This is a genomic window from Maritimibacter dapengensis (assembly GCF_019218265.1).
GTDB lineage: Bacteria > Pseudomonadota > Alphaproteobacteria > Rhodobacterales > Rhodobacteraceae > Maritimibacter > Maritimibacter dapengensis.
Genome location: NZ_JAHUZE010000001.1, coordinates 136,264 through 154,917, shown reverse-complemented (window position 1 = coordinate 154,917; position 18,654 = coordinate 136,264). Strand labels below are relative to the sequence as shown.

The window sequence follows — 18,654 nt, the reverse complement described above, 5'->3', positions numbered from 1 at the left end:
CCTATAGCAAACGCTCGAAGAAGGCGCGCAGCGCCCCGGGTTTCGTCCCGACCGTATTCGGGTCGCGCTCAAGCCGCTCGGGGTCCGCAACAAGGATTGGCTCGGCCGCGTCTGGTCCGGTTTCGGCCTCGGTTTTGGTATTGGCCGCTTTTATGGCAGCTACGAAATTCGTGACAAGAGCCTTGCCGCTGTCCTCGGGGATCTGAGCGGTGGCAAGGCTCGACACGGTGAGCGTGACCAAGGCACCGGACTCCGGAAAGATCGCGCGCCAGAACGCGGGGTCCATTCCGCGTTCCCCGGCATCTCGGGCGCGTATGAAAATCAGATCACCGCTGTGCAGGATGGTCTCGACCTCGACCTCCGATGCGTCACCGCCGCGAGACAGTGATGCCTTGCCCTCGGGCGTTGCGAGAAATCCGGCGAGTTGGGCGAAGTCACTTTCTGTAAGCGGCCCCGTGGACCGGGAAACGGCCGCGGTGAGAACGGCGGGCCTTGTCGGGGACTTGCCGCTCCCGGTGATCGCCCGGCACGACCCGAAAAGCACGAATGCGGATACATCGTCGCGTCTGGTCGAAACCGGGTCTTCGCAATACCCCGGTGGTGCGGCCAGAACGACGTCGCCTGCGAGAACGGAGACCGCGCTGCTTTCCGCCCCGGTGCCACCGGACCGTCCGCCCGAGAGACCGCCACCACCCGAACATGCGGCAAGACCCAGACACGCCGTCAGAGCTATGCCGAGCATCGCCGGTTTGGTCGCCATTTTTCCGTTCCCTCATTAATTGGCAAAGGGTCTAAGCGCGCACCCGTATGGATGCAACCACGACGCCACGACGGGTTGCCGATTTCCGGCGATACACTATGTACTTGCGAGAATGAGGGAGCGCGAAGTGATTGAATTCTGGCGGCCGGCAGAGCCGTATACGCAAGTCTGGCGCACGATCCTTGGATTTGCGCTCATGATCGGCGCGTTTTTCGCGGCGACCTTCGCGGTGTTCACGCTTGCTGGCGTGTTCCTCGGCACATCGCCGTCCAGTTTCCTGTCTGGTGAAAGCCCGATCTCCGCGGGTCTGTTTTTCGCCACGTTCATCGGATTTCACATCGGTCTCGTGATCGTGCTGCCGATCCTGCACAAACGCGGGTATACGAGCCTGTTCGGCCCGAACCGGCGACTGAACCTGCGCCATTTCGCCTTGGGCACACTCGTGGCCGTCCTTATCGCCACGGCGCTCTACTCGATCATGTTCTTCGAACGCGTGGTCCTGCCCGCCGAACTATCGCCAATGATCGAACAGGTGAGACCCGTTTCGGATTGGCTGGTCTGGCTCCTTCCGGCCCTGTTTCTGATCTTTCTGCAGACCTTCGCGGAAGAGGCGATATTCCGGGGTTATCTCCTGCAACAATTGCGTGCGCGGTTCCGCTCGATCTGGATATGGGCGGTGCTGCCCTCGCTGATTTTCGGCCTGCTTCACTTCGATGCAGCGACCTATGGCACGATGAACGCAGCGACCTACGTGATCAATACGACGGCGACAGGGATCATGCTTTGCCTCGTGACGATCCGTACCGGCAACCTCGGCGCGGCGGCCGGGCTTCACTTCGCCAACAACGCCTCCCTCACCGTGATCGGGATCGAAGGAACGCTGGACGGCTTTTCGCTGTTTACCGTCGGCATGGACCCGCAATCGGGCTATACGGCCTATTCGATCCTGTTCCAGACCGGCTTCAACATCCTTCTGTTCGCGCTCTGGTGGCTGTGGATGAACCGGCGCGACAAGATTGCAAATACCGTCTTCGCGGCATAGGTAGGGCGCTGAAAACGTCCCAAGGATCACGCGATGAACTGGATTTCCAACTACGTCCGGCCCCGGATCAACTCGCTCTTTTCGCGCCGCGAGGTGCCCGAGAACCTGTGGATCAAGTGCCCGGAATGCGGGACCATGCTGTTTCACCGCGAATTGTCGGACAACCTGAACGTCTGCACATCCTGTGACCACCACATGCAGATCACCCCGCGTGAGCGCTTTTCGGCCCTCTTTGACGGCGGCGTGTTTGCCGAGGTGTCCGTTCCCGACCCCGTCGAGGACCCGCTGAAATTCAAGGATCAGAAGCGGTATCCCGAGCGCATGAAGGACGCCAAGAAAAAGACCGGCGAAAAAGAGGCGATGCTCGTCGCCGAAGGCGAGATCGGACGCACGCCCATCGTCGCGGCCTGTCAGGACTTTTCGTTCATGGGCGGCTCGATGGGCATGTATGTCGGCAACGCGATTATTGCCGCAGCCGAACGCGCGGTGAAGCTGAAACGCCCGCTGATCCTGTTCTCCGCCGCCGGTGGCGCCCGGATGCAGGAGGGTATCCTGTCGCTCATGCAGATGCCGCGCACGACGGTCGCCGTCGACATGGTGCGCGAGGCCGGGTTGCCCTACATCGTGGTCATCACGCACCCGACCACCGGCGGCGTTACGGCCTCCTATGCCATGCTGGGCGACGTTCAGATCGCCGAGCCGAACGCGCTCATCTGTTTCGCCGGCCCCCGCGTGATCGAGCAGACGATCCGCGAAAGCCTCCCCGAGGGCTTCCAGCGTGCGGAATACCTCTTGGACCACGGGATGCTCGACCGCGTGACCCACCGCACGAAGATGCGCGACGAGCTCATCACCATCACGCGCATGTTGATGAAGCACCCGCCCGCGGTCATGGGCGACCTGCCCGCTCCGGAGCCTGACGTGGCGCCCCCCGCCGACGATGCGGGCAAACCACCCGAGGTCGCCGCCGAGGCCAAACCGGAGACCGAGGCGCCGAAGGAATGAGCCAGGGCTCCGATGTCATCCTCGACCGGATGATGGCGCTGCACCCGAAGATCATCGACCTGACGCTCGACCGCGTCTGGCGGCTTCTCGACGCACTCGACCATCCCGAAAAGCGCCTTCCCCCTGTGATCCATATCGCGGGAACCAACGGCAAAGGCTCCACGCTGGCGATGATCCGCGCCGGGCTGGAGGCGGCTGGCAAGAGCGTCCACGCCTATACCTCCCCCCACCTCGCGCGGTTCCATGAACGCATCCGTGTCGCGGGCGAATTGATTTCCGAAGACGACCTGACCGAGGTCCTCGACAGGTGCTACTCCGCCAACAACGGCGAAAGCATCACCTATTTCGAGATCACCACCGTCGCCGCGATCCTCGCCTTCTCGGAAACGCCAGCGGACTACACCCTGCTCGAAGTCGGTCTGGGTGGTCGGCTGGACGCGACCAACGTGGTCGACCCACTCCTGTCGGTCATCACGCCGGTTTCCATCGACCACACGCAATATCTCGGCGATACGCTCGCCGCCATCGCGGGCGAGAAGGCCGGGATCATCAAACGAAGCGTGCCTTGCGTCGTCGGCCCGCAAGAGGACGCCGCTCTCGAGGTGATCGAACGCACCGCCGAACGACTCGGCGCACCGCTCGTCGCGCAGGGTCAGCACTGGCATGTGTGGGAAGAACGCGACCGGCTCGTTTTTCAGGATGAGACCGGGTTGCTCGATCTGCCCATGCCCGCCCTCATCGGCGCGCATCAGGTCGAGAACGCCGGAGCTGCCCTCGCAGCCCTACGCACACTCGGTTTCGACGAGACAGCCTGCGAGGCCGCCATGACGAAGGCGACCTGGCCCGCGCGGCTGCAACGGCTGCGCAACGGTCCACTGGTCGACGCGGCCGGATCAGCGGAGCTTTGGCTCGACGGCGGGCATAATCCGGCGGCCGGTATCGCGCTGGCCGAGGCGCTCGAGCGTCTGCCGGACAAGCCCCTTCACCTGGTCTGTGGCATGCTCAACACCAAGGACGTGGTCGGCTACATGCGCCCTCTTGCATCACGCGCCGCAACCCTCACTGCCGTCGCGATCCCCGGCGAAGCGGCCACCTTACCAGCCGACGAGACCGCGAAAGCGGCGCGCGAAGCTGGCATGGCAACGGAAACCGCGCCCGATGTCGAAGCGGCGATCGAGCGCATCACCGAGACGGCCCCTGGCGCGCGCATCCTGATTTGCGGCTCCCTTTACCTTGCCGGACAGGTGTTGCGCGACAACGGGTGATTTGCCCGAAACGACCCTTCGGGGCGGCATTTTCCAAACGTGATCACGAAAAAAATTTCACGCCGTACGGGATCGTGTCGCTTCGACACGAGTCAACCCTTTGGTGCGACTCACTTTTCCGCCACTTCTGGCGGCAACCACGAAACACACACGAAATGTTGACCGATTCACGCAATTCGACCAATATATGGCGTATTGTTGCCCGGGCTCGCACCCGGAAAAAGGACTAAACCTGTCGAGCAGACAGGTCGGGGGATTAGGGATGTTTCGGTTGCTCTTGAGCGCCATTTCGGCACTTGTGATCACAAAAAACCCAGCCCATGCGCCTAAGCCGCATTTTGATCGGCATTCGCTGTTTTCAGGCAAAACAAAAACGCTCGCAGGCACGGCCTCCGGCGCATCTCTCCCCCGCTCATCTCACGTCAGTGTGTCGAACCTCGTGGCCCTGACGCGGGTGAGCAAACCCCATGCCAAGCGGTCGGGGGTCCATAGGACCCAGCGGCACGACCGAAATGCGGCATGGAACAGGCCGGGTCCGGTAATCGGCTAAGCCGGCCACCCGCCAAGGTGCACCGCCCCGGTCCCTCGCCGGGGCGGTTTCCGTTTCACCGGGTCAACTGCCCCAGTTCTTGTCCTGCATTTCGCGCAACCGGCTTGCCGTGCGCTCGAATTCGAAGCTGCCTTCGCCTTCGAGATAAAGGAATTCCGGCTCGGCCGCAGCAGAGGCGATCAGGCGCACATGCGCCTCGTAAAGCGCGTCGATCAGCGTAACGAAACGCTTCGCTTCGTTGAAGTTCTGCCGGCTGAGCGTCGGGATATCGTCCAGCACCAACACCTTGAGCGCATCGGCAATCGCAAGGTAATCGCCGGGCCCGAGCATCCGCCCGCAAAGCTCATAGAAACTCGCCCGCCCGATTCCGTTGCGAAACGCCGGTAATTCCACCTCGCGGTTCTTTACGTCGAGCATCAGCGGATCCGCCTCGCCCCCGCCTGTCAGGTCATGCCACACCTGATCCATCGCCTTGCGGCTCTCACCGTTAATGGGCGTGAAATAGACCTGGCTGCCCGCCAGCCGGTCTTGCCGGTAATCACGGTGGCTGGTCAACTCGTGAACGACGAGCCGGTCCTTGATGAGGTCGATGAAGGGCAGAAAAAGCTGCCGGTTCAGCCCGTCTTTGTAAAGATCATCGGGAACGCGGTTCGACGTTGTCACGATCACCACGCCATCGGCCATAAGCGCCTGAAACAACCGCCCCACCACCATCGCGTCGGCGATGTCGGTGATCTGCATCTCGTCCAATGCGAGCAGGCGAAGGTCCTTCCCAAGTTTCGCCGCGACCGGGGCAATCGCATCCGCCTCCCCTGCCTTGCGCGCCGCGTGAAGCCCCGCCTGCACCTCCTGCATGAACGCGTGGAAATGCACCCGGCGCTTGCCCTCGATCGGCAGATGCTCGACGAAGAGGTCCATCAGCATCGACTTGCCGCGCCCGACCCCGCCCCAAAGATACAAGCCGTCCGGCACGTCCTCGGGCTTGTGAAACAACCCGCCCAACAGCCCCCGGCGCTTCGATTTCTCGGCCAGCAGGTGCTCGCGAATGTCATCGAACAACGGAAGCGCCTCTTCCTGCGCCGGGTCCGGCGACAGCGAACCGCCCTCGACACGGGCGGCGTAGATCTCTTGCAGGGTCTCGCTCATGCCTCTGGTTAGCGCGGGGCGCGACATAAGGAAAGCTGATCCCACGCATCAAGAATTGCCGTTTGACGGCCAATGGATTTCGGGCATTTATGCACCCCATGACACGCGCGCCCCTCATCTCGCCGGTGCTGATCGCCGGCTGCATCATCATCATGGTCTCTTTCGCCGTACGGGCGAGTTTCGGGGTGTTCCAGATCCCGATTTCCGAAGAATTCGGATGGGCGCGGGCCGAGTTCAGCCTTGCCATCGCGATTCAGAACCTCGCCTGGGGTATCGGTCAGCCGATCTTCGGCGCGATTGCCGAAAAACTCGGAGATCGCCGCGCGATCATCCTCGGTGCGCTGACCTACGCGGCGGGCCTCGTCGCCTCGTCATTCGCCGTGACACCGGCGGCGCATCAGTTCTGGGAAATCGCCGTGGGCTTCGGCATCGCAGGCACGGGCTTCGGCGTGATCCTTGCCGTCGTCGGGCGCGCGGCGAGTGACGAAAACCGCTCCATGTCGCTCGCCATCGCGACGGCAGCCGGCAGCGCAGGTCAGGTCTTCGGCGCACCGCTTGCAGAATGGATGCTGGGGCTCATGCCCTGGCCAAACGTCTTCCTGATCTTTGCCGTGGCGATCATCGCGTCGCTCGTCATGCTGCCAATGATGCGCGCCCCCGCCGCAACTCGGCAGGAGATCGAGGAAAGCATGGGCACCGTTTTGACCCGCGCATTCCGCGACCCGTCCTACACGCTGATTTTCCTCGGTTTCTTCTCCTGCGGCTATCAACTCGGCTTCATCACCGCGCATTTCCCGGCGTTCGTGACCGAAATGTGCGGCGCCATCGACCCGTCCGGCACATTGGCCAGCATCGGCGTCTCGACCACATCCGCACTGGGCGCCATCGCCATTTCACTCATCGGTCTCGCCAATATCGCGGGCACGCTCTACGCGGGATATCTCGGCAACAAGTTCCCCAAGAAATACCTGCTCGCCTCGATCTACACCGCACGCACCATCACTGCGGCAATCTTCATCCTGACACCGATCACTCCCGCCACGGTCATCGTGTTCTCCATCGTGATGGGGAGCCTCTGGCTCGCCACCGTGCCCCTGACCTCCGGTCTCGTCGCGCACCTCTACGGGCTGCGCTACATGGGCACGCTCTACGGGATCGTCTTCTTCTCGCACCAATTGGGCAGCTTCATGGGCGTCTGGCTTGGCGGTCGGATGTATGACCTTACCGGCGACTACACTTTCGTCTGGTGGATCGGCGTCGGCGTCGGCGCGCTCTCGGCGCTCCTGCACCTGCCGATCAAGGAACGGCGCGTCGAACTGGTCCCTGCCTGACCCTCAGGTCGGCAACGCCGTGGTCTTGAACACCGTGCGCAGCGCGAAGCTGGACTGCATCCCCAGCACCCCGGGCAGGGAGGCGAGCTTCTGTCGATGCACCCGCGCGAAATCGTCGGTGTCGCGGGCGACGACCTTCAGGATGTAATCGGCCTTGCCGGCCATAAGGTGACATTCCAAGACCTCCGGCACGAGCGACACCTCCCGCTCGAACGCGGCCAGCAATTCATCGGCCTGACCGGAAAGCGTGATCTCGACGAAAACGATGGTCGGATAGCCCATCGCGCGGGGATCGAGCAGCGCGACGTAGTCCTTGATGAACCCCTCTTTTTCCAACCGCTGCACCCGGCGGTGACAGGCCGAGGGCGACAAGTGAACCTTGTCGGCAAGGTCGGCGTTCGACATGCGCCCCCTGCGTTGCAGGACACCGAGTATGCGAAGGTCCATATCGTCTAGTTGGTCGTCCATCGAAGATCCTGTCGTTAAACACGCCATATTGCGCAATATCCTCCCGCTACATTCCTCGCTTCACTGAAGAATATCAATCCTTTGCCTGTTCACCCCGCGTATCCTGAAGCAAAGAGGAGGACACGCGATGCTCATTGGATGCCCAAAAGAGATCAAGGCACAGGAATTCAGGGTCGGGATGATCCCGGCCGCTGCGGGCGAGGCGATTGCCCATGGTCACGACGTTATCGTCGAAACGAACGCGGGGATCGGTGCCGGTTTCACCGACGACGATTACCGCGCAGCGGGGGCCGAAGTGGTCGCCACAGCAGAAGAGGTCTTCGAACGCGCCGACATGATCGTGAAGGTCAAGGAACCGCAGGCCGAAGAACGGGCGCGGCTTCGCAAGGGCCAGATCCTGTTTACCTACCTGCACCTCGCGCCCGACCCGGACCAGACGCACGACCTGCTGAAATCCGGTGTGACGGCCATTGCCTATGAAACGGTCACGGATGCGTTCGGGCGTCTGCCCCTGCTCGCGCCGATGTCGGAGGTCGCAGGCAAGCTCGCGCCTCAGGTCGGGTCCTGGACACTGCAAAAGGCCAACGGCGGGCGCGGCGTTCTCATGGGCGGCGTACCGGGAGTCGGGCCGGCCAAGGTGGTGGTGATCGGCGGCGGCGTGGTCGGCACGCAGGCCGCGCGGGTCGCCGCCGGGATGGGCGCGGACGTCACCGTGCTCGACATGTCCCTGCCGCGCCTGCGCGATCTGGACGACATGTTCCGGGGTGAATTCAACACGTCCTATTCCTCGCAGGCCCGCCTTGCGGAGCTTGTCGCAGATGCGGACATGGTGATCGGCGCCGTGCTGATCCCCGGCGCCGCAGCGCCAAAGCTCGTCACGCGCGCGCATCTGGCGACCATGAAACAGGGCGCGGTGCTCGTCGACGTGGCCATCGACCAGGGCGGGTGTTTCGAAACCTCGCACGCCACGACGCATCAGGACCCCATCTACGAGGTTGATGGGATCATGCATTACTGCGTCGCCAACATGCCCGGCGCGGTCGCGCGGACCTCGACCATCGCGCTTGGCAACGCCACCCTGCCCTACCTCCTGCGGCTTGCCGACATGGGCTGGCGCGACGCCTGTGCCTCGGACGACGGGCTGGCGGCGGGCCTCAACACGCACGAGGGCAAGCTCACGAATTATGCCGTAGGCAAAGCGCTCGAGATCGACGTTGTATCGCCGCAACTGGTTCTGAAAGGCTGAGGAGTTTTACGTGGTGGCGTGGGGCGGACTTGAACCGCCGACCCCAGCATTATGAGTGCTGTGCTCTAACCAGCTGAGCTACCACGCCATTCACGTGAGGCGCTAGGTAGCCGCGCTGGCGGCACCTGTCAACGCTGATTCTGGGCAAATTTGCAGGGTGCGGGCAGCTTGGTGGAAACCAGCCCGCACCCCGCGTTTCAGGCAGCGTTGCTCTGCACCTTGACCGGATCGCCCTCGCCTTGCTGGACGAAGAGCACGCGATGCGGGAACGGGATCGACACGCCGGCCGCATCGAAAGCCTCCTTGAGATCCTTGCGCAGCGCAAAGTGGAGATTCCAGAAGTCATCGGCCGTCGCCCAGACCCGCATGGTCAGATCCACCGAACTGTCACCCAGGTTCGTCACCCGCGCCCAGGGTTCCGGGTCCTTGAGCACGAGATCGCTCTTCTCGGCATAATCCAGCATCACACCGAGCGCCTTGTCGATATCATCGCCGTAGTCGATGCCCACCGTAACGTCGGCGCGGCGTGTATCATGTGCGGAATAATTGGTGATGATCGCACCCCAAGCTTGGCCGTTCGGAACGATGATCTGAATATTGTCGGGCGTCGTCAACTCGGTGAAGAACAGGTTGATTTCCTTGACCGTCCCGGACGTGCCGTCAATCGAAACATACTGTCCGTTGCGGTAAGGCCGGAACATGATGATCATGAAACCGGCGGCCATATCACCCAGCGTCCCCTGCAGCGCAAGGCCGATGGCGAGGGTCGCAGCACCAAGCATGGCGACGAGCGAGGTGACTTCGACACCAAAGACATTGAGCACCGTGATCCCGACGATGGCCAGTAACACCCAGCGCACGATCGAGGACAGAAAGCTCCCGATGGTCTGGTCGATCCGCTTGTTCTTTTCGATCCGTTTTCGGACCATCCGGCTGATCGCCCCCGCGATCACCCAACCGATGATCAGGATGATGAGGGCTTTCACCCCGTTCACGATATAGGGGAGAAACTCCCCGAACTTGTCCAACCAAACGGCGATTTGCTGGTCGATGGCTTCCATGATGTCCTCTCTCTTGTCGGAGTTTCAGGCAATGAAAAGGGCCCGCGGCGGGCGGGCCCTTACACGTTGATAATATTCGGTTATCTGGTCGCGAGCGAATCGCGGATTTCGGTGAGAAGCTCGATCTCGGTCGGCGTCGGCGGATCCTCCGGCGCGCTTTCCGCTTCCGGTTTTTCGGCAGCTTCCTTGATCCGGTTGACCTGTTTGACGAGCAGGAAAACGACGAATGCGATGATGAGGAAGTTGATGACGGCCATGATGAACGAACCGTATGCGAAGACCGAAGCCCCGGCCTCCCGCGCGGCTTCCAGACTCGCACCTTCCGCAACGTCGCCACTGAGAACAGCGTAATTGTTGGTGAAGTCGACGCCGCCCGTGAAGAGCCCGATGATAGGATTGATGAGATCGTCCACAAGCGATGTGACGATCGCCGTGAACGCCGCACCGATGATGATACCCACCGCCATGTCCATGACATTGCCCTTGGCGATGAAGTCCCTGAATTCCTGTAACATTGTCCTGTCCCTTACTAAGCCGCGCCGAGGATTGTAGCGCGTGAGGAAACAATAACATGCAAGCGTCGTGGAACTTAGTGGTTTTTACGGCAACGGCCCCGCTGGCGGGAGGATGCCAGCAGGGCCGGGTGTGGATCTCGGCAGATTGCCGGATCACGGTCAGACCGTGGCGGAACGGGACTTCGGCCCGAGGAACAGCCACAACAGGAAGCCTACGAGCGGCAGCAGGATCACCAGAAGCGCCCAGAGCACTTTCGAGCCGGTCGACGCGCCGGACGAGAAAATCGAAACCAACGCCCAGATGTCGAGTGCGAGCAGAATGATGCCGCCAATGCCGGTCAGTTCAAACATGTTCATCTCCATATCTACTGGTCCTTTTTGGATCAGGTCGTGAATTCAACGCATTGGATAAAATTTGGTTCCCGACGTCGTGAGTTCGGCGCGATTAACCACCCCGGCGAAGGGCCGATAGCCACATATGGAAGACGTATGGAACACGTATGGAAAACGTATGGCACGACACCCCGACGCGGGGGCCACGGTTTTGCGTGAACGCAACGTTCGCTGCTCATTGCAACGGGTCCACCCGACACCGATGAAACCCGGCGAACCCGCGCCGATCATCCGCGGGTTTCCCCGATCCGAGGCGGGCTTCCGCCGCCGCGCGGCGAACCTGCGCCGAAGATGTCGCCCGAGCGACCGCAACCTCGCAAACCCGGCCTGAACCGACGAGACAGGAGCGCAATCAACGCTCAATCGGACGAGAGACAGGAGAGACCCAATGGACATGAGACCCAACCGGACGTTCAGAATGCTTCCGCTCGCCTTCGGCGTCATGCTGACCACGGCAGGTATCGCGCAGGCACAAGCGATGAGCTTCGCCGGGATCGACACGGACAGCGACGGAATGCTGTCGGAAGTCGAACTGGAAGCGGCCTTCGGAGCGAACGCGGCGCTTGCAATGCAACAATACGACCTCGACCGCGACGGGATGGTCGCCATCGAGGAAGCCAGCCGCGTTGCAAGCCGTGGCACCGTCGGTGCCGAGAGCGGCCTCGCGGCAATGCCGGAAACCGCGAAGGTGGACGGAGAAGACATCCCGGACGAATTGATGACCGCCAAGGAAGCCATCGACGCCGCAGAGGCCCGTCAGGCCGAAGTCGGCGCATCGGGCGCGGTCGAAGCCGTCTCAGATACGGAAATGAGCGGTAGCTGATCCTGCTGCCCTTCGTCTCTGTCCAATCCCCTAGCAGAGGCGAAGCTGGCCCCGGCCTTCGGGTCGGGGCTTTTTTATGCGCGCAGGGCTGTCGCGGTCATCCGGGCAAATTGCCGGTGAGCACGTAGCGCAGGATATCGACCACCTGCTTCGGTTCGCGGGCCACGGCAAGCGCGGCGGCGTCGACCTCTTTCAATGCGTGATCGTGTTCGGGGGGCTGCAGGATGATGAGCGACTGGCCGAACGCCGCGGCCATGCCGGCGTCGAACGCCGCGTTCCACTGCTTGTACTTGTCGCCGAAACGCACCACGACCACGTCCGCCTGTTCGATCCCGCGTCGGGTGCGGATCGCGTTGACCTGCGCCCCCTTCCGGTCATGCCAGAACTTGTCAGGTTCAGCGCCAAGGATCTCGACCCCGCAATCGTCAGAGGCGGCATGGTCGGTCACGGGCGATGAAAATGCGATGTCCAGACCATCCGCCCCGGAGATGATCTGCTCCCGCCAATCGGTGTGGATTTCGCCGGAAAGATAAACAGACAGGGTCATGGGGGGCCTCCTGCGCCGGATGGGAGATTGACACGTGCGACCGCAACTCTGCGGGATGCATCCGGGTTTAGCAACCGGATGCCCGCGCCCGGCCACCTGGCCTAAGGTATCAGGCCCGACGGTCTGGGGGTCTCAGGCTATGAGCCACAGGGCAGTCGAACACTGGATGCGCTGCGTGCAATTTTAGCGTCGGACGACGGCCTGTCCCTGCGATAGGTTCCCCGCTCGGCAGGCGGCTCATCGCTGACCCGAGGCGGTTTCTCGCACGGGGTCGGCGGTGTTTCGCAGGCGGTTGGCAACCCTCTGCTGACCATGTCGTGAGGCGTCAGGTCGGGATGGAACGTTTGACGGGGGGATGTTCGTTTCGCAGGTGAGGGACGTCATGATGGCGCCCGCAACCTGGAAAGGAGACACCATGAAACCGATCCGCACGACACTCGCCGCAACGCTCGCACTTGGCACGGCATTCGCCGCAGGTGGCGCATTGGCGCAAGGCATGAGCTTTTCGCAGATCGACGCGAACGGTGACAGCATGCTCGACGCGACCGAGCTTCAGGCCGCGTTTGGCCAGAATGCCCAAGCCGCGCTGACCACCTATGACCAGAACGGCGACGGCATGGTCGCGCTGACCGAGGCGACCGCCGTGTCCGCACGCGGTGCCGCCGAGGACGACCGGATGATGACCCAGGCCGAAGCCGATGCGATGGCCGAAGTGGGTTCGGAAGTCGAGACCGGCAACATGAACGCTTCTGGCATGGCCAACGTCGACGGTGAAACGGAACTCGACCTCGGTGTGAACTGATACCTGCCACATCGGCATGTATCGCGCCCCGGCCAGCCTCTGGCCGGGGCTTTTTCTTGTCGGAATCTGAACCGGCGTCGAGGCCCGGTCACTCCACTCCGAATGTGACGCTGTAGTCGCTCACGTCGCTGGATTGGCTCACGATTTCGACGGTGTAATCCCCGCTCGCGGGCAAAGTACCGGAAAACGGTTCGGTCGCATCGGTGCCTCCGATCAGCCGGGAATCGTCCGGCCCGATGATCTGGAAATACATGTCTGCCCCCATCGGGTCGATCACGACGCTCATCGTCTGACCCGCTGACGCGCTAAGGACGTATTGCGCAACGCCGCCTGCCTCCATCGTGGCCTCGTAGGTCGCGCCGGAAGCGCCGGAGTCGAACGTGACGCGGGTCGGCTCGAACGGGTCGGGGAAATCCGGTAGGTCGGCTTCGGACACTTCCGTAAGCTCACCCACGGCGCCGTCGGAATAGGCCAAGCAGCGCCAATACGTGCCATCCGCTGCCATCAGATAGACCTCGGTCGCCGCTTCGGAGAAGGAGGAGTTCAGAATCTCTCCGCCGATGAGTCCGACGCGTTCGCGCACGGCGTCGATGCAGCCGTCTATGGCGTCCTGCTCGGCGGCGAACGCCGGCGCGGCAAAAGACAGTGTCGCCAGAACCATGGCGGGGAACCTGTAAGGGCCGATCATGAGGCGCACCTCCTGCTCCGTTGAAACCGGGTTCAGAATGGCGGGAGTCGGTGTTTCGGTAAACACATTAGAAAAAGCGCCGCGTTTCGGCGGCGCTTCCCTTCGCGGTCGGGTGCGGGGGCAATCAGCCCCGAAGCGTGCCGCCTGTCGCCTTCTCTACCTTCTCGACAATCTTGGCGGCGACCGCCTCGATATCCTTTTCCTTGAGCGTCTCGTCACGCGGTTGCAGGCGCACGGTGATGGCGAGGGATTTCTTGCCCTCTTCGCCCAGCGTGCCACCGGTGAATTCGTCGAACACGCGCACTTCGTCGATCAGAACCTTGTCCGCGCCCTGAGCCGCGTTGACGAGCGTCAGCGCCTCCACATCGGCACCCACGACGAAGGCGAAGTCACGCTCGACCGGCTGGAGGTCGGATGCACCCAGAGCGGCGCGGGTGGCCGCGGATTTGCGCGGGAGCGGGATTTCCTCGGGGTAGATGGTGAAGGCCACGGCGGGGCCTTTGACGTCCATCTCGGCCAGCACTTTGGGGTGCAGTTCGCCGAACACGCCGAGCACTTTCTTGGGCCCGAGACAGATCTTGCCGTGGCGACCGGGGTGCCACCAGCCTTCGGCCCCGCGCAGGATCTGCACCTTGGCGGGCGCGCCCATTGCGGCGAGGATCGCCTCGGCATCGGCCTTGGCGTCGTAGACGTCGACCGGGCGCATTTCGCCATGCACATCCTTGGGGCCGGTATTTCCGACGAGGATGCCGGTCACGGCGGTCTTCTGTTCCTCAGGCTCGCCGCCGAACCATTGCGGCCCGACCTCGAACAGGGCGAGGTCGGAGAAGCCGCGCGCCTGGTTGCGGGCGGCCGCCTGCAGGAGGCCCGGAAGCAGGTCGGGGCGCATTTGGGACATTTCCGACGAGATCGGGTTGGCGAGACGGGTGGCGTCCGCGCCGCCAGCGAACAACGCCGCCGAGGCCGCGTCGATGAAGCTGTAGGTCACGCATTCGTTGTAGCCCAGCGCCGCCGCCGTGCGCCGTGCGGCGTTTTCGCGTTTCTGCATCGGAGTCATCACCGGTTTCGGCACACCGATCTGCCCGCGCGAAAGGGGTTTGCCTTCGAGCTTGGTCAGCGACGCGATACGCGCGACTTCTTCGACCAGATCCGCTTCGCCCAGAATGTCAGGCCGCCACGACGGGGGATGGGCCATATCCCCCTCGAGCGTGAAGCCCAGCGCTTCGAGCGAACGGCGCTGTTCGTCCGCCGGAATGTCCATTCCGACGAGCGATTGCACGCGGTCGGTGTCGAGCTTGTAGGCGCGGTCCGTGTCCGGCACGGCGCCAGCGGTCACGACGTTGGACGGCTCGCCCCCGCAGAGGTCGAGGATCATCTGCGTCGCAAGCTCGATCGCGACCGGGTTGAAGGCCGGGTCGATGCCGCGTTCGTTGCGGTAACGAGCGTCCGAGTTGATCTTCAGCGCGCGGCCTGTCTTGGCGATCTGCACTGGCTCCCAGAAAGCCGCTTCGAGGAAGACGTTGGTGGTTTCCTCGGTGCAGCCGGTATGCTCGCCGCCCATGATGCCGGCGATGCTTTCCACGCCGTCTTCGTCGGAGATCACGACCATGCCCGGCTCGAACCTATATTCCTTTTCGTCCAACGCGAGGAGCGTTTCGCCGCCCTCGGTCTGATGGATGCGCAGGCTCCCCTTCACCTTGTCGGCGTCGAAGACGTGGAGCGGGCGGTTCTGGTCATAGGTGAAGAAGTTGGTGATATCGACGAGCGCCGAAATCGGGCGCAGGCCGATGGCCTTGAGCCGGTCTTGCAGCCACTGGGGCGACGGCCCGTTCTTCACGCCCTTGATGAGACGCCCCTGAAAAAGCGGTGCAAGCTCGGCGGTGTCGTCGTCGATGGTGACGCCGATGGGGCTGTCGAACGTGCCTTCCACCTTCGCTTCGGGCGCGGGTTTGAGCGTGCCCAGGCCACGGGCCGCGAGGTCGCGGGCCACGCCGCGCACGCCCAACGCGTCGGGGCGGTTGGGCGTGATCGCGATTTCAATGACCGGGTCGACTTTGGCCGGGTCATTGGCGGCGAGCCAGTCGACGAAGGCCTCACCCACCTCGCCCGAAGGCAGTTCGATGATGCCGGTGTGCTCGTCGGACAATTCAAGCTCTCGCTCCGACGCCATCATGCCGTGGCTTTCAACGCCGCGGATATTGCCGACCGACAGGGTTACGTCGATGCCGGGAACGTAGTCGCCCGGCTTGGCCAGAACTACGGTGATGCCTTCGCGCGCATTGGGCGCGCCGCAGACGATCTGCTTCTCGCCCTCGTTCGTCATGACGCGGCACACACGCAGACGATCGGCGTCGGGGTGCTGTTCAGCGGCGATCACCTTGGCCAGCGTAAAGGCCGACAACTTCTCACCCGGATTTTCGACGCCTTCGACTTCGAGCCCAAGGTCGGTCAACGCTTCGCAGATCTCGTCCACGGAAGCCGTGGTATCGAGGTGGTCCTTCAGCCAGGAGAGGGTGAATTTCATCGGTCTCGTATCCCTTTACGCGTGCCCATGCGGGTTACTGCAAATGGCCGCGGTTGAAAAGGCCGAGGCTTACGGCTCGGCCTTTTGCGCAAGGTGATCGACATGGCCCATGTGATAGAGCTTGATCTCCCGCGAGATCCTGAGCGTGGGCTTGGTCGCGAAGAGCACCGATCCTACGAGATAAGTCCAGATCACGGTCGTCTCGGACACGTTCAGCATATACATCACCGACCCCGCCACGAAGGCGAGCGATGCGGCGAAGTCGACGGCGGTATAGGCCAGTTGGAACCGGGCGTAGATGGTCTTCGACCGCTCGGTCCGCTGGCGGTTGGAATGGCGAAACAGTCCCATTTCTCGCTCCTGTCATTGGCGTTGCGATGCCGGTAACGGAAGCGGTCGGGCGGGTGTTCCGACGTTGCGGAAATTTAACCTTGTGGGCGGCGGCGTCAGCCCTGCTCGCGCTCCGCCAGCGTCTCGATCTTGCCCATGCGGTAGAGCTTGATCTCGCGGATCAGGCGCAGGGTGGGTTTCACCGCGAAGGCGAAGGAGCCAGCGACGAAGAGCCATGTGGCGATGGTCTGGGTCGCTTCGGAGAAGAACAGGAAAGAGCCGATGAGGAACAGGAAGGCGGCGGTGAAATCGACGAAGGTGTAGATGATTTCGAAGCGGGCGTAGAGCGCGCGGGAGGCATGGGAGCGCTGGCGGTTCTCGTGTCGGAAGAGGGGCATGGGTTCGGTTCTCCCAGTTTTTTCGATTTTGCGTTAGGGGAGAATCCCTATCTGCTGCAACAGAATGCGTCCCAAAACAAACGCGGCAATCGAAGTGACGATTGTAGGAATGTTTTCGATGATGTTTGCCCACCATCTGTGAAGCAGGGGCTTATAGTGCTCTTCCACAAATTCCCAACCTTCGCGCGTCAAACAAACCACCTCATCTTCAAGGTGGTACGCAGACTTGTCCTTTTCAGGTAGAAATTCAATTTCTTGGTATCTTGAACGTGTGACCAAACCAAAACGCCAAGCTAAAATGAGGTAGTCCTCAAATTCGTCTTCGCTAAACCTGTGAGCGGACATTACGGAAATTCTGAATCGGTTTGACTGGTATTTTCTGCCTCTATCCATCACCTTTCCGATGATGCCATTGTGATCCATTCCGTGAATCCCGGACTCCCCAACAATCGATAGAACTTGGGCCATCCAGTCCTTTCGATAAACAAAGCTCACCGACTCAACCCACCCCGCATCGTCGGCACGTCCAGCGCACTGAAGCCGTAATGCCGGAGCCAGCGCAGGTCGCTGTCGAAGAACGCGCGCAAATCTGGGATACCATATTTCAGCATCGCGATGCGGTCGATGCCGATGCCGAAGGCGAAGCCCTGGTACTTGCTGGCGTCGATGCCGGCGGCTTCCAGCACCTTGGGGTGGACCATGCCGCTGCCCAGAATTTCCATCCAGTCGTCGCCCTGCCCCACGGTCAGTTGGCCGTCGTTCCATGAACAGCGCAGGTCAACCTCGGCCGAGGGTTCGGTGAAGGGGAAGTGCGAGGCGCGGAAGCGGAGTTCGACTTCGTCCACCTCGAAATAGGCGCGGCAGAATTCTTCCAGCGTCCATTTCAGGTTCGCCATCGAAATGTCGGTGTCGATGGCGAGGCCTTCGACCTGGTGGAACATCGGCGTGTGGGTCTGGTCGTAATCCGAGCGATAGACACGGCCCGGCGCGATGACGCGGATCGGGGCGCCCTGATCCTGCATCGCGCGGATCTGCACCGGCGAGGTGTGGGTGCGCAGCACGTGCGGCGGGCGGTTGTCGCCCGGCTCGCGGTGCATGAAGAAGGTGTCGTGCTCCTGGCGCGCCGGGTGGTGCGGCGGGATGTTGAGCGCGTCGAAATTGTGCCAGTCATCCTCGATCTGCGGGCCTTCGGCGACGGCGAAGCCCATGTCGGCGAAGATCGCGGCGACTTCTTCGGTCACCTGGCTGATCGGGTGGATGGTCCCTTGCGGACGGGCGCGGCCCGGCAGGGTCACGTCGAGCCATTCGCCGCGCAGACGCTCATCCAGCGCGGCGTCGCCGAGCGCGGCTTTCTTGGCCGCCAGTGCCGCGTTGATCTCATCCTTGAGCGCGTTGAGCTTGGGGCCCATGACCTGCCGCTCCTCGGGCGTCATCTTGCCCAGTTCGCGCATCTTGAGGGCCACTTCGCCCTTCTTGCCGACCGCTTGCAGGCGGATGTCTTCGATCGCGGCTTCGTCGCCCGCATTCGCGATCAGGTCGAGGTATTTGCTCTTCAGGTCGTCCATCCCGGATCCCCTTGGTTTTCGTCGTGTCCCTGCTAGCCAGCGGGGGGCGCGTTTGCAAGTCGCTCGCGATGCTCATCCGAGCCGTTGGCCCGTCTTCGCGATGAAAGGCCGCCCGGAGTTGAAGGGCGGCGCCAGATGCAAAGAAGCCGCGGGCACCTTTCGGCTCCGCGGCTTCAATTCTTCGACCCTGACGGG

The 18,654-nt window shown here is 62.5% G+C and carries 20 protein-coding genes and 1 tRNA gene; 7 read left to right on the top strand and 14 right to left on the bottom strand.

Translation table 11 applies throughout. The features are described 5' to 3' along the window. Nucleotide 1: 1 nt before the first annotated feature. Nucleotides 2-760 (bottom strand): hypothetical protein, encoded by a 759-nt coding sequence (locus KJP28_RS00840; RefSeq protein ID WP_218390339.1) that lies wholly within the window; start codon nucleotides 758-760, stop codon nucleotides 2-4. Nucleotides 761-887: 127 nt separating this feature from the next. On the opposite strand from KJP28_RS00840, the gene KJP28_RS20070 reads away from it, so the two are divergent. Genes KJP28_RS20070 through KJP28_RS00825 form a run of 3 tightly spaced genes read left to right on the top strand, consistent with a single transcriptional unit; the run spans nucleotide 888 to nucleotide 4,072 of the window. After that, nucleotides 888-1,802, top strand: coding sequence for a CPBP family intramembrane glutamic endopeptidase (locus KJP28_RS20070; protein ID WP_218390338.1), 915 nt, complete (start codon nucleotides 888-890; stop codon nucleotides 1,800-1,802). A gap of 33 nt (nucleotides 1,803-1,835) precedes the next feature. Then, on the top strand, nucleotides 1,836-2,807 hold the full coding sequence (gene accD / locus KJP28_RS00830) for an acetyl-CoA carboxylase, carboxyltransferase subunit beta (protein WP_218390337.1): 972 nt from the start codon (nucleotides 1,836-1,838) through the stop codon (nucleotides 2,805-2,807). Continuing rightward, nucleotides 2,804-4,072, top strand: coding sequence for a bifunctional folylpolyglutamate synthase/dihydrofolate synthase (locus KJP28_RS00825; RefSeq protein WP_218390336.1), 1,269 nt, complete (start codon nucleotides 2,804-2,806; stop codon nucleotides 4,070-4,072). The genes accD and KJP28_RS00825 overlap by 4 nt, the downstream gene beginning before the upstream one ends. A 613-nt stretch (nucleotides 4,073-4,685) precedes the next feature. On the opposite strand, the gene zapE is transcribed toward KJP28_RS00825, so the two are convergent. Then, nucleotides 4,686-5,768, bottom strand: coding sequence for a cell division protein ZapE (zapE, locus tag KJP28_RS00820; protein WP_218390335.1), 1,083 nt, complete (start codon nucleotides 5,766-5,768; stop codon nucleotides 4,686-4,688). 98 nt (nucleotides 5,769-5,866) lie between these two features. Between zapE and KJP28_RS00815 the strand changes: the two genes are divergently transcribed. Then, nucleotides 5,867-7,099, top strand: coding sequence for an MFS transporter (locus KJP28_RS00815; RefSeq protein WP_218390334.1), 1,233 nt, complete (start codon nucleotides 5,867-5,869; stop codon nucleotides 7,097-7,099). Nucleotides 7,100-7,102: 3 nt separating this feature from the next. On the opposite strand, the gene KJP28_RS00810 is transcribed toward KJP28_RS00815, so the two are convergent. Then, nucleotides 7,103-7,567: an Lrp/AsnC family transcriptional regulator gene (locus KJP28_RS00810; RefSeq protein WP_218390333.1), complete on the bottom strand. Its 465-nt coding sequence runs from the start codon at nucleotides 7,565-7,567 to the stop codon at nucleotides 7,103-7,105. A 127-nt stretch (nucleotides 7,568-7,694) separates the two neighbouring features. Between KJP28_RS00810 and ald the strand changes: the two genes are divergently transcribed. Then, nucleotides 7,695-8,813, top strand: coding sequence for an alanine dehydrogenase (gene ald / locus KJP28_RS00805; RefSeq protein ID WP_218390332.1), 1,119 nt, complete (start codon nucleotides 7,695-7,697; stop codon nucleotides 8,811-8,813). An 11-nt stretch (nucleotides 8,814-8,824) separates the two neighbouring features. Here ald and KJP28_RS00800 read toward each other — a convergent pair. From KJP28_RS00800 to KJP28_RS00785, 4 genes are all read right to left on the bottom strand, one after another. Beyond that, nucleotides 8,825-8,901 (bottom strand) — tRNA-Met (locus tag KJP28_RS00800). A gap of 109 nt (nucleotides 8,902-9,010) precedes the next feature. Beyond that, entirely contained in the window at nucleotides 9,011-9,874 is an 864-nt protein-coding gene (locus tag KJP28_RS00795; protein ID WP_218390331.1) for a mechanosensitive ion channel family protein, read from the bottom strand. An 80-nt stretch (nucleotides 9,875-9,954) separates the two neighbouring features. Next, the gene (mscL, locus tag KJP28_RS00790) at nucleotides 9,955-10,389 is read right to left on the bottom strand and encodes a large conductance mechanosensitive channel protein MscL (protein ID WP_218390330.1); all 435 of its coding nucleotides are present in this window, start codon (nucleotides 10,387-10,389) and stop codon (nucleotides 9,955-9,957) included. Between the two features lie 159 nt (nucleotides 10,390-10,548). Continuing rightward, nucleotides 10,549-10,752 carry a PLD nuclease N-terminal domain-containing protein gene (locus tag KJP28_RS00785; protein ID WP_218390329.1) on the bottom strand — a complete coding sequence of 68 codons (204 nt, stop codon included), beginning with the start codon at nucleotides 10,750-10,752 and terminating at the stop codon, nucleotides 10,549-10,551. A gap of 418 nt (nucleotides 10,753-11,170) precedes the next feature. On the opposite strand from KJP28_RS00785, the gene KJP28_RS00780 reads away from it, so the two are divergent. Continuing rightward, nucleotides 11,171-11,605, top strand: a complete 435-nt coding sequence (locus tag KJP28_RS00780; RefSeq protein WP_218390328.1) for a hypothetical protein — start codon at nucleotides 11,171-11,173, stop codon at nucleotides 11,603-11,605. A 97-nt stretch (nucleotides 11,606-11,702) separates the two neighbouring features. On the opposite strand, the gene KJP28_RS00775 is transcribed toward KJP28_RS00780, so the two are convergent. Further along, nucleotides 11,703-12,152, bottom strand: coding sequence for a YtoQ family protein (locus tag KJP28_RS00775; protein WP_218390327.1), 450 nt, complete (start codon nucleotides 12,150-12,152; stop codon nucleotides 11,703-11,705). Nucleotides 12,153-12,567: 415 nt separating this feature from the next. Here KJP28_RS00775 and KJP28_RS00770 point away from each other — a divergent pair, with 415 nt between their 5' ends. Then, nucleotides 12,568-12,954 (top strand): EF-hand domain-containing protein, encoded by a 387-nt coding sequence (locus tag KJP28_RS00770; protein WP_218390326.1) that lies wholly within the window; start codon nucleotides 12,568-12,570, stop codon nucleotides 12,952-12,954. Between the two features lie 88 nt (nucleotides 12,955-13,042). Here the strand turns inward: KJP28_RS00770 and KJP28_RS00765 are convergent, their stop codons facing one another. From KJP28_RS00765 to pheS, 6 genes are all read right to left on the bottom strand, one after another. Next, nucleotides 13,043-13,642, bottom strand: coding sequence for a hypothetical protein (locus KJP28_RS00765; RefSeq protein ID WP_218390325.1), 600 nt, complete (start codon nucleotides 13,640-13,642; stop codon nucleotides 13,043-13,045). A 124-nt stretch (nucleotides 13,643-13,766) separates the two neighbouring features. Beyond that, the gene (pheT, locus tag KJP28_RS00760) at nucleotides 13,767-16,166 is read right to left on the bottom strand and encodes a phenylalanine--tRNA ligase subunit beta (RefSeq protein ID WP_218390324.1); all 2,400 of its coding nucleotides are present in this window, start codon (nucleotides 16,164-16,166) and stop codon (nucleotides 13,767-13,769) included. A 69-nt stretch (nucleotides 16,167-16,235) separates the two neighbouring features. Further along, nucleotides 16,236-16,517: a YrhK family protein gene (locus KJP28_RS00755; RefSeq protein ID WP_218390323.1), complete on the bottom strand. Its 282-nt coding sequence runs from the start codon at nucleotides 16,515-16,517 to the stop codon at nucleotides 16,236-16,238. Nucleotides 16,518-16,612: 95 nt separating this feature from the next. After that, entirely contained in the window at nucleotides 16,613-16,894 is a 282-nt protein-coding gene (locus KJP28_RS00750) for a YrhK family protein (protein WP_218390322.1), read from the bottom strand. A 33-nt stretch (nucleotides 16,895-16,927) separates the two neighbouring features. After that, the gene (locus KJP28_RS00745; RefSeq protein ID WP_218390321.1) at nucleotides 16,928-17,362 is read right to left on the bottom strand and encodes a hypothetical protein; all 435 of its coding nucleotides are present in this window, start codon (nucleotides 17,360-17,362) and stop codon (nucleotides 16,928-16,930) included. Nucleotides 17,363-17,385: 23 nt separating this feature from the next. Beyond that, nucleotides 17,386-18,459: a phenylalanine--tRNA ligase subunit alpha gene (gene pheS / locus KJP28_RS00740; protein WP_218390320.1), complete on the bottom strand. Its 1,074-nt coding sequence runs from the start codon at nucleotides 18,457-18,459 to the stop codon at nucleotides 17,386-17,388. Between the last annotated feature and the right edge of the window lie 195 nt (nucleotides 18,460-18,654).

Coding starts and splice junctions, on each gene's coding strand:
- KJP28_RS00840 (WP_218390339.1), bottom strand. CDS start 760: ATGGCGACCAAACCGGCGATGCTCGGCATAGCTCTGACGGCGTGTCTG.
- accD (WP_218390337.1), top strand. CDS start 1,836: ATGAACTGGATTTCCAACTACGTCCGGCCCCGGATCAACTCGCTCTTT.
- KJP28_RS00825 (WP_218390336.1), top strand. CDS start 2,804: ATGAGCCAGGGCTCCGATGTCATCCTCGACCGGATGATGGCGCTGCAC.
- zapE (WP_218390335.1), bottom strand. CDS start 5,768: ATGAGCGAGACCCTGCAAGAGATCTACGCCGCCCGTGTCGAGGGCGGT.
- KJP28_RS00815 (WP_218390334.1), top strand. CDS start 5,867: ATGACACGCGCGCCCCTCATCTCGCCGGTGCTGATCGCCGGCTGCATC.
- KJP28_RS00810 (WP_218390333.1), bottom strand. CDS start 7,567: ATGGACGACCAACTAGACGATATGGACCTTCGCATACTCGGTGTCCTG.
- ald (WP_218390332.1), top strand. CDS start 7,695: ATGCTCATTGGATGCCCAAAAGAGATCAAGGCACAGGAATTCAGGGTC.
- KJP28_RS00795 (WP_218390331.1), bottom strand. CDS start 9,874: ATGGAAGCCATCGACCAGCAAATCGCCGTTTGGTTGGACAAGTTCGGG.
- mscL (WP_218390330.1), bottom strand. CDS start 10,389: ATGTTACAGGAATTCAGGGACTTCATCGCCAAGGGCAATGTCATGGAC.
- KJP28_RS00785 (WP_218390329.1), bottom strand. CDS start 10,752: ATGGAGATGAACATGTTTGAACTGACCGGCATTGGCGGCATCATTCTG.
- KJP28_RS00780 (WP_218390328.1), top strand. CDS start 11,171: ATGGACATGAGACCCAACCGGACGTTCAGAATGCTTCCGCTCGCCTTC.
- KJP28_RS00775 (WP_218390327.1), bottom strand. CDS start 12,152: ATGACCCTGTCTGTTTATCTTTCCGGCGAAATCCACACCGATTGGCGG.
- KJP28_RS00770 (WP_218390326.1), top strand. CDS start 12,568: ATGAAACCGATCCGCACGACACTCGCCGCAACGCTCGCACTTGGCACG.
- KJP28_RS00765 (WP_218390325.1), bottom strand. CDS start 13,642: ATGATCGGCCCTTACAGGTTCCCCGCCATGGTTCTGGCGACACTGTCT.
- pheT (WP_218390324.1), bottom strand. CDS start 16,166: ATGAAATTCACCCTCTCCTGGCTGAAGGACCACCTCGATACCACGGCT.
- KJP28_RS00755 (WP_218390323.1), bottom strand. CDS start 16,517: ATGGGACTGTTTCGCCATTCCAACCGCCAGCGGACCGAGCGGTCGAAG.
- KJP28_RS00750 (WP_218390322.1), bottom strand. CDS start 16,894: ATGCCCCTCTTCCGACACGAGAACCGCCAGCGCTCCCATGCCTCCCGC.
- KJP28_RS00745 (WP_218390321.1), bottom strand. CDS start 17,362: ATGGCCCAAGTTCTATCGATTGTTGGGGAGTCCGGGATTCACGGAATG.
- pheS (WP_218390320.1), bottom strand. CDS start 18,459: ATGGACGACCTGAAGAGCAAATACCTCGACCTGATCGCGAATGCGGGC.